This window comes from Vibrio sp. Vb0667, from assembly GCF_033391095.1.
On sequence record NZ_JAWPOL010000448.1, the window covers coordinates 1 to 1009 of the forward strand.

A 1009-nucleotide genomic window follows, 5' to 3' on the forward strand; every position below is an offset into this window, starting at 1 on the left:
AATGTTTGACCACGTGGGTGGTTAGAGCCATGCACTTGATTGTGGCAGTTTAAACAACTTCCGCCGCGCACTCTCAAGTCGTTTTCAGGAATGGCTACGTTTGCATGTGGCACACGGTGACATTCCTGACATAGCATTGGCAGTCGTTTATTGAGCAGGGCTTTGTTCACTGAACCATGAGGTGTGTGGCAGGATGTGCAATCTTCAGTTACAGGCTCATGCTCCCATAAAAATGGGCCGCGCTTTTCCGCCTGACACTCGTAACAAGCGTTATTGACGGTTGACCAGTTCAGGCTCGCTTCATTTAATGTCTGATGTGGATTGTGGCAGCTAGAACAAGTCATGACGCCGTCGATAATAGGATGACGACTGCGTTTGTGGATATCCGATTTGGTGCGGGAGTGACAATCGGTGCATTTGTCTGCTTGCATTTCGGCAACCATCATCGGATCGTCTTTTTGATGCAGTTGGTGACAGCTTGCACAAGACAGCCCTTCAAAAGCGTGCTCGCTACTATGCCAAGTCGAGCGTTTCGCATCTTGGTGACAAGATAAACACACGCTGTTTTGCTTTTCGGCTGGAACAGGGGAGTTTGGCCCAAAAGTGATCATCGGTTCACGAACTTGTCCTTTTCGTGGATTGCGTTCGTGATTGTTAGCTGGGCCATGGCATGCTTCACACTGTTTATCATTCATTGGCCCATGCAGGTTTGCGGACTTGCCATGAATGTTGTCGAAAATACCCGTAGCGGGTTTGTCTGATGTATCGTCATGGCAACGAAGGCAGCCATCTGGTCCGCGGCGTGAATATTTTCCCTCGGAAAACTTGGTGTCTAATATGGTTTCAATTTCTTCTTGAGTTAACGTCGCCGCTTCGGGTTCTGGCTTGGCGACATCTTCCGAACTGACGGTGAAGATGACGCCTAACCCAAGTATCCCAGCTACCAACCATCGCAGAAACATTGCTTTCATAGCTCTTCCTTTTCTTATCCTTAATTGTCAAAGCATTG

Annotated in this window: 1 protein-coding gene; it reads right to left on the minus strand. The window is 48.4% G+C overall.

Going from position 1 to position 1009, the window contains the following annotated elements; genetic code table 11:
- A partial coding sequence (locus R8269_RS26560; RefSeq protein ID WP_318223082.1) for a DmsE family decaheme c-type cytochrome occupies positions 1-971 on the minus strand: 971 nt, incomplete at its 3' end.
- Between the last annotated feature and the right edge of the window lie 38 nt (positions 972-1009).